The organism is Vibrio sp. V39_P1S14PM300, assembly GCF_009904765.1.
Classification (GTDB): Bacteria; Pseudomonadota; Gammaproteobacteria; order Enterobacterales; family Vibrionaceae; genus Vibrio; species Vibrio proteolyticus.
In genome coordinates this window covers 1-7302 of record NZ_WXWP01000067.1, presented here as the reverse complement: position 1 = coordinate 7302, position 7302 = coordinate 1, and the positions used below count along the sequence as shown (strand labels likewise).

The 7302-nt window shown below is 45.6% G+C and carries 6 protein-coding genes; all 6 read right to left on the bottom strand.

What is annotated here, in order from left to right:
* Nucleotides 1–128 precede the first annotated feature (128 nt).
* Entirely contained in the window at nt 129–347 is a 219-nt protein-coding gene (locus CAG65_RS03335; RefSeq protein ID WP_161452168.1) for a DUF2835 domain-containing protein, read from the bottom strand.
* A gap of 41 nt (nt 348–388) precedes the next feature.
* Nucleotides 389–2995 carry an aminopeptidase N gene (gene pepN, locus CAG65_RS03330; protein WP_161452167.1) on the bottom strand — a complete coding sequence of 869 codons (2607 nt, stop codon included), beginning with the start codon at nt 2993–2995 and terminating at the stop codon, nt 389–391.
* 168 nt (nt 2996–3163) lie between these two features.
* Nucleotides 3164–3829, bottom strand: a complete 666-nt coding sequence (locus CAG65_RS03325) for a hypothetical protein (protein WP_021703244.1) — start codon at nt 3827–3829, stop codon at nt 3164–3166.
* A gap of 132 nt (nt 3830–3961) precedes the next feature.
* Complete coding sequence (gene prc / locus CAG65_RS03320; RefSeq protein WP_161452165.1) at nt 3962–5962, bottom strand: carboxy terminal-processing peptidase; 2001 nt, start codon at nt 5960–5962, stop codon at nt 3962–3964.
* Between the two features lie 17 nt (nt 5963–5979).
* Entirely contained in the window at nt 5980–6606 is a 627-nt protein-coding gene (gene proQ, locus CAG65_RS03315; protein WP_021703242.1) for an RNA chaperone ProQ, read from the bottom strand.
* 97 nt (nt 6607–6703) lie between these two features.
* The gene (locus CAG65_RS03310; RefSeq protein ID WP_021703241.1) at nt 6704–7177 is read right to left on the bottom strand and encodes a GAF domain-containing protein; all 474 of its coding nucleotides are present in this window, start codon (nt 7175–7177) and stop codon (nt 6704–6706) included.
* Nucleotides 7178–7302 lie beyond the last annotated feature (125 nt).

Here is a 7302-nt window from a genome sequence, read left to right as displayed (position 1 = left end):
CTACTGGTAATGCACGCCTTATTGTAAAAGCTTTATTGACAAATAGTTAATGATTTTAGAGCTGGTAAGAGGTGAAATGTTTGAGAATGTGATTAAGATTCTATTTAAATCGCTATGAAATTAGCTGCTCACAGAACTTCTAACTTTAAAAACTTATTGTTTTGGTCAGTTGTTAGCCGAAATCGACCTTTTACTCCAATCTGAGTTAAAAATGGACGAAAGCGTGATGCGGGTAATTGCAACCGCACCCCCTGCTCAGTCACCACCAAAACAGATGCTGCCATACCAGAATAGTGTGCTAGAAAGGTCTGATACGAAATGTTAAGACGAAAAAAATACGTGTTCATCAGCTTAAAATCGGGGTGACCTTGGTCACCCCTTCAAAGGTTTATGCTTCCAGAGCCTTAGTGACTTTCTCATACAGATCGTTAGCCAAATTATCCATGTCCTTCAGCATTTCTAATTGGGCTTTGATCAGAGACTGACGCTCTTCATCATACTTGCGGAATTTAAGCAGAGGATCAATAAGACGAGAGGCCACTTGTGGATTCGAGCTGTTCAATTCGCGCAAAATCTCTCCGGCAAACGCATAACCTTCACCGCTCTTCGCGTGGAAACGCACTGGGTTCATGTTCAGGAACGAACCAATCAGGCTGCGGGTACGGTTTGGATTCTTGAGGCTGAATGCTTCATGACTCATCGTTTTCTTGATGACGTCCAATGCATTCTCCGCCGGATTACACCCTTGTAGCGCAAACCATTTGTCCATCACTAGGCCATCGTGTTTCCACTTATCGCTGTAATCCGCCATCAGAGTTTCACGGCAAGCCAGCTGAGCACTGTTGGCTCCAGCCATCGCAGCCATCGTGTCAGTCATGTTATTCGCCTGCGCGTACTGACTCTGTACCAACGCATCACCTTGCTCGGTATAGGCCAAGTAGCCAAGGCAGGCATTACGCAATGCACGTTTACCGATTGCAGCATGGTCAACACTGTAAACGTCTTGCTTGAGGCTATGGTAAAGCGCGCCAAATTCATCTTCCAACGCCTCAGCCAATTGCACTTTGATACCTTTCAGTACTGCAGCAATGGCATCAACATCTACCAGCTTGTACCAGCCAGAGACTTCATTATGAGAAGGCAGTGCCATCATTTCGGCGATAAATGCAGGTTCAAGCGTATCACTCAACAAGACTCCACGGAATGCGTCGATAACCGCTTCCGGTAACACAATGTCTTCACCATTTTGCACACCAGCAACATTGCTACGAATGTATTTGGCCAGCAGCATCTGACCGGCATCCCAACGAGCAAACTCATTGCGTGCATGCACCATTAAGAAGATCAGGCTGTCATCTGAATAGTCGTACTCCAGTTTAACCGGCGCAGAAAACTCACGCAGCAGAGACGGAACCGGTTTCTCTGCCACCTTTTCAAACACAAACGTCTGTTTGGCCTGTTTCACATCAAGCACATTCGATACCGCTTCACCGCCAGAGATCAGCTCAATCACGTTACCTTTGGCATCATACAGCTCGACATCAAACGGAATGTGCAGCGCGTGTTTATCAGCCTGGTCCTGAGTCGCTTCAGTCGACTGCTCAACCGTGAGCGTATACGTTTGATCGGCCGCATTGTACTCATCCGTTACTTTCAAAGTTGGAGTGCCAGACTGGCTGTACCACAAACGGAATTGCTTGAGATCAATACCGGAGGCATCTTCCATCGCAGCCACGAAATCTTCACAAGTCGCCGCGGTACCGTCATGACGCTCAAAGTACAGCTTCATGCCTTTCTGGAATCCCTCTTCGCCCAGTAAGGTGTGCATCATTCGAATCACTTCACTGCCTTTCTCATACACCGTCAAGGTGTAGAAGTTATTCATTTCAATCACTTTCTCCGGACGAATCGGATGTGACATCGGGCTGGCATCTTCAGCAAACTGAGGACCGCGAATAATACGAACATTATTGATACGGTTTACGGCACGAGAGCCGAGATCGGATGAAAACTCCTGATCACGGAATACGGTCAACCCTTCTTTCAGGCTCAGTTGGAACCAGTCTCGGCATGTCACTCGGTTGCCGGTCCAGTTATGGAAATACTCATGACCAATAACCGCTTCAATACCCAGATAATCGGTATCTGTCGCTGTCTGATCATTGGCTAGCACAAACTTAGAGTTAAAGATGTTCAGACCTTTGTTTTCCATCGCACCCATATTGAAGAAATCGACAGCCACAATCATGTAGATATCCAGATCATACTCCAGGTCAAAACGCTCTTCGTCCCACTTCATTGAGTTGATCAGCGAAACCATGGCGTGATTGGCTCGATCAAGATTGCCTTTGTCGACAAAAATTTCCAGCGCCACATTGCGGCCTGATTTGGTGATGTAGCTGTCTCGCAATACGTCAAAATCGCCCGCCACCAATGCAAACAGATACGCAGGTTTCGGATGTGGATCCTGCCATTGAACCCAGTGGCGGCCACCTTCCAAATCACCTTCTGCAATTCGGTTACCATTACTAAGTAAATACGGATACTCAGCTTTGTCAGCAATCACTTTGGTGGTGTACTTCGCCAACACATCCGGGCGATCAAGATAATACGTGATGCGACGGAAACCTTCCGCTTCACACTGTGTACAGAATGCCCCGCCCGATTTGTACAACCCTTCCAGAGCCGAGTTAGCTTCTGGGTCAATCAGCGTAACAATCGTTAAATCAAATTCGGTTGGCAGAGATAAAATCTCCAAGCCACTTTCTGTCAGGTTGTAGTCCGTCCATGGTGTGTCGTTGACCAGAATGTCCTTCAGCTCCAGACCTTCTCCATCCAGGCTCAGCGTTGTGCTGTCCTTCAACTGTCTTACCTTGGAAACGGCTGTAACAACGGTCGCGTTGTCATGCAAATCGAATGTCAGGTCAATATCAGTGATGGTGTGAGAAGGCGATTGATAATCTTTACTATATTTGGCTAGAGGAGTATGAGCCATTGTCTTAATCCTTTTGACGAGTTGATACCCTTATATCTGAGGGTGATGATACGCAGTTACAAGAGCGTAAACGAAAAAACGAGGTATTCAAAAAATACCTCGTTATTTTGCTGATATTATCTACAAAAACAGTGAAATATCTAGCGAAAACGGCAAACAAACATTATGTTATCTTATTCGGTCCAGCACTGCGAACATCTCTCCATCATCGCCTTGCAGCGTGAGTTGATCACGCTTCAAAGAATAAGTTGTCTCGTGCTCACCGTTTTCATACATCAAGACCAAATTATTGTCTTCGGTGTAGTAAACACCACGATGGATGGCCTCATCGCCCTCACCATTAGTGGCTCGAAACATAAAAATAAAGTCCGGCTGAAGCACCAAATCCATATGCTGAACGTCACTGGCTTGAATATCAGCACCCGATAATTCAGCGCTCGACCACACTCCTGCCAGGCCATTTGACAAAGCCTTGGTGAAAGTCACCCCGTTCAGGTTCAGTAAGTTATGGTTTCCTTCATACGCGTAAATCTGAGGCTCAGTCGTATTAACACCCAAGATGATCGTATCTTCATTGGCTGTATAAAAACCTTCCCAGTGATCCACACTGTAATCTTTCTTCTGGATATCAATGGAAAACGAATACGTTGATCTCAAACTGAGTTTAATGGCGAGAAAGTTCTCCTGAGACTGCTCAGGCTCCGGATTAAGTAGGTACCAGTCACCCAACAGAAATGGTAAATCAAATTGAGTTAAATCATTTTTAGGTGGGGTCTCCCCACTCGCCGCGGTCAGGCTAAAACAAGCCAATAGCAACAAAATCCATTTCGTCATCGCGCATCTCCCACACTTTTCTTTAAGCTTAGAACTGTTAATACGATAGCGCGATATTTTTGATCTCCATCACAATAATTTAGAATACAAAAAAAGCGGGCATCACTGCCCGCTTCGATTTACTTTAGCTGGTTACTTGCTGTTTAGCATGTCTACCATGATAGCCACTGATTCATCCAGATACGCATCTGGCGCTTCGTAATCTTTAGGAATGTCATCCAACGATTTGAACGCTTTTTTACCCGTGGCTTTCTGACGCTCATTAATGCGATCCAAACGTTGCTTATCCGCTTTGTCACTTTCCGCTTCACGAGTTTTCTCATTCAATGAAAGCATGTTGTCGTCTTTTTCCGCTTTGTATTGCGCGATATCCTGTTGGATAAAACCAAACTCCATATCTTTAGCAACACGAGCTTCATGTTCAGACTGCAGCGTTTTGATCAGTGCAGAGAAATCATTCAACTTCCGGTAGTTGGCTTGATCGATGCTATCCCAAGGCAGCGCGTTATCTTCAACACTCTCACCGGTTTCACTTGGATCGATTGCCGTCGGATACGCGATATCTGGAATTACACCTTTATTCTGAGTACTGCCACCATCAATTCGGTAAAATTTCTGGATCGTGTACTGCACGTAGCCGAGCTGTTTATCGAACAGATCGTAGATATGATTCAGCGAACGATGCTGCTGAACCGTACCTTTCCCGAATGAGTTCTCACCCAGAATGATGGCACGACCGTAATCTTGCATTGCGGCAGCAAAGATCTCTGAAGCCGATGCGGAATAGCGGTTGATCAGCACGGTCATTGGGCCGTTATAGCTGATTTGCCCATCCGTATCACTATTCACATTTACACGACCGTAACTGTCACGAACCTGTACCACCGGGCCACTAGTAATAAACAAGCCCGATAACGCCGTAGCTTCTGTCAAAGCGCCGCCACCGTTATTGCGTAGATCGACAATAATCCCCTCGACGCCTTTCTTCTTGAGATCCGAAATCAGTTTGTCGGTATCTTTTGCCAGACCAACGTAGAAACTTGGCACTTCAAGCACGCCAATTTTCTTGCCATTCTTTTCAATCAGTTCTGATTTTACGGCGCGGTCTTCCAGGCGAATCTTATCTCGGACAATTGTGACAGTGTGACTTTTTACATCTTTACCTTCCGGCAAGACTTGCAGTATCACTTTGGTCCCTTTTGGCCCTTTAATCAGCTCAACAACATCGTCTAAACGCCAGCCAATGACATCAACGACCGCCTTGCCTTCCTGGCCAACACCAATGATTCTGTCGCCTTCACTCAATTGCTTGCTCTTAGACGCAGGGCCACCAGCAACCAGTGATCGAATCACAGTGTAATCGTCCGTCATTTGCAACACAGCACCGATCCCTTCCAGAGACAAATTCATTTCTGACTGGAACTGTTCGGCGTTGCGTGGAGACAGATAACTGGTGTGGGGATCGACCTGACGTGCGAATGCATTCATGTAGAGCTGGAACGCATCTTCGTTGTGAGTTTGGCTAAGACGTTTGATGGCGTTGTTGTAACGTTTACCCAACATCTCCTGAATCTCTGGCCAGGTTTTGCCCGTCATTTTCAGATTCAGTTGGTCGTATTTCACCCTCTTACGCCACAAATCATTCAACTCTGCTTCATCTTTCGGCCAGGCCGCTTTGGAGCGATCCAACTCAATCGACTCATCAGTATCGAATGTCATCTCTTTATCGAGTAACGATAATGCGTATTTAAACCGATCGTAACGCTTTTGCATCGACAGGTTATAAACCTCAAACGCAATCTGGTTATTGCCGGCTTTCAGTTGATCATCCAACTGAACTGACCACGCTTTGAAGGAGTCAATATCGGCCTGAGTGAAAATATTACGATTGTAATCCAGAAGTTCCAGATAACGCTCGAATATCGCTTCCGAGAACTGGTCATCCAATGTGAAGTGTTTGTAGTGAGAACGAGTAAAGCGTGAGGTTACCCGCTTGGCAGCGGTTTCATGCTGAACTTCCGGTTGAAGAACGGGTAAATCGTCCTTCGCGATTTTGGCTTCAAGAGCCTGAACTGAAAAAGCTGCCAGCCAGAGGCCAGCAGCGATCATAGTTAGTTTTGAACGGCATTTCATGCGTAGGAGTATCTCCTTTATGCGCGCAGGTGCTCCGCTTTTACAACCATTTGAAGGCCGTTTGCTAGTTGAACACGCACATCTTCCTTATTGATTTCAACAATGGTCGCAGCCATGTTTCCTTTACCCATGTTTACGTTAACCTGCTTGCCGACGGTCATTTCATCTGCATTTAAAGCACGCGTTTCAACTGGTTTATTTGGTTTTTGAGACTTAGGTTGGGCGCGGCGAGCCTGTTGAGGCTTTTTGTTCGCTTTTGGTTTTGCTTTACCTTCATCACGGGCTTTTTGAGCTTGCTCTTTGCGACGAGCCTGAACACGAGCCTTACTTTCCGCAAGTGCTGTTTTTGCGTGTTCAACGTGTTCTTCTTCTAATACACCACATTCGTTGCCATCTAGGTCAACACGAACTGCACCCGGTTTAACACCGTGCAGGTAACGCCATGAAGATGTGTATTGTCTTAACGCTGCGCGAAGCTGGGTCTTACTTACTTTCGGGTCTTCATTCAGACGGTCAGCAAGGTCCTGAAAAATACCAATTTTCAGAGGTTTTGCTTCACCTTCTAAAGTAAAGCACTTAGGGAAACATTCAGCAATGTATGCGATAACTTCTTTGCTGTTTTTTAACTTTTCAGTGTTTTCCATGAGGATTCCTGGTTAATGCGGTTTTCCGCGAGCATTAAGATAAATATTTCAGGTATTATAGTGACCTGCAAGCGAAAAACCACAGTCTAGAAGCAAATTATGCGTTGGCTGCGTGCGAATTGAGCAGCTTTTCAACTTCTGACATCAAAAGTGTTAATCCTTCCTCATCAGTGTCGCTAAAACGACCAACTGAAGGGCTGTCGATATCTAATACACCAACAATGTTGCCATTGATTGAAAATGGGATAACAATTTCCGAGTTACTTGCCGCATCGCAAGCAATATGTCCTTCAAAAGCGTGTACATCATGCACACGCTGAACTGCATTGGTTGCCACAGCAGTACCACATACGCCGCGACCAACCGGGATACGTACACACGCTGGTTTGCCCTGGAACGGTCCAAGCACCAACTCGTCATCTTTCATCAGGTAAAATCCGACCCAGTTCAGGTCTTCCAATTCCATGTTTAACAACGCACTGAGATTCGACAGGTTAGCGATAAGATCTTTTTCTGATTCCAAAAGCGCAACTGCTTGCTTAGTTAAGCGCTGATAATGTTCTATTTTCATATTAACTTCCAAGTGAAAACTAGAGACTTCCAAATAGGTTATCAGTACAATACCAAAATCTAAATAGGATTCATTCTCATTATAATGACTAACAACCCTGACACTATTAGCCGTTCCTGGCTTAT

Excerpts from the sequence above, each read along its gene's own strand:
- CAG65_RS03335 (WP_161452168.1), bottom strand. The coding sequence starts at position 347 with ATGAACACGTATTTTTTTCGTCTTAACATTTCGTATCAGACCTTTCTA.
- pepN (WP_161452167.1), bottom strand. The coding sequence starts at position 2,995 with ATGGCTCATACTCCTCTAGCCAAATATAGTAAAGATTATCAATCGCCT.
- CAG65_RS03325 (WP_021703244.1), bottom strand. The coding sequence starts at position 3,829 with ATGACGAAATGGATTTTGTTGCTATTGGCTTGTTTTAGCCTGACCGCG.
- prc (WP_161452165.1), bottom strand. The coding sequence starts at position 5,962 with ATGAAATGCCGTTCAAAACTAACTATGATCGCTGCTGGCCTCTGGCTG.
- proQ (WP_021703242.1), bottom strand. The coding sequence starts at position 6,606 with ATGGAAAACACTGAAAAGTTAAAAAACAGCAAAGAAGTTATCGCATAC.
- CAG65_RS03310 (WP_021703241.1), bottom strand. The coding sequence starts at position 7,177 with ATGAAAATAGAACATTATCAGCGCTTAACTAAGCAAGCAGTTGCGCTT.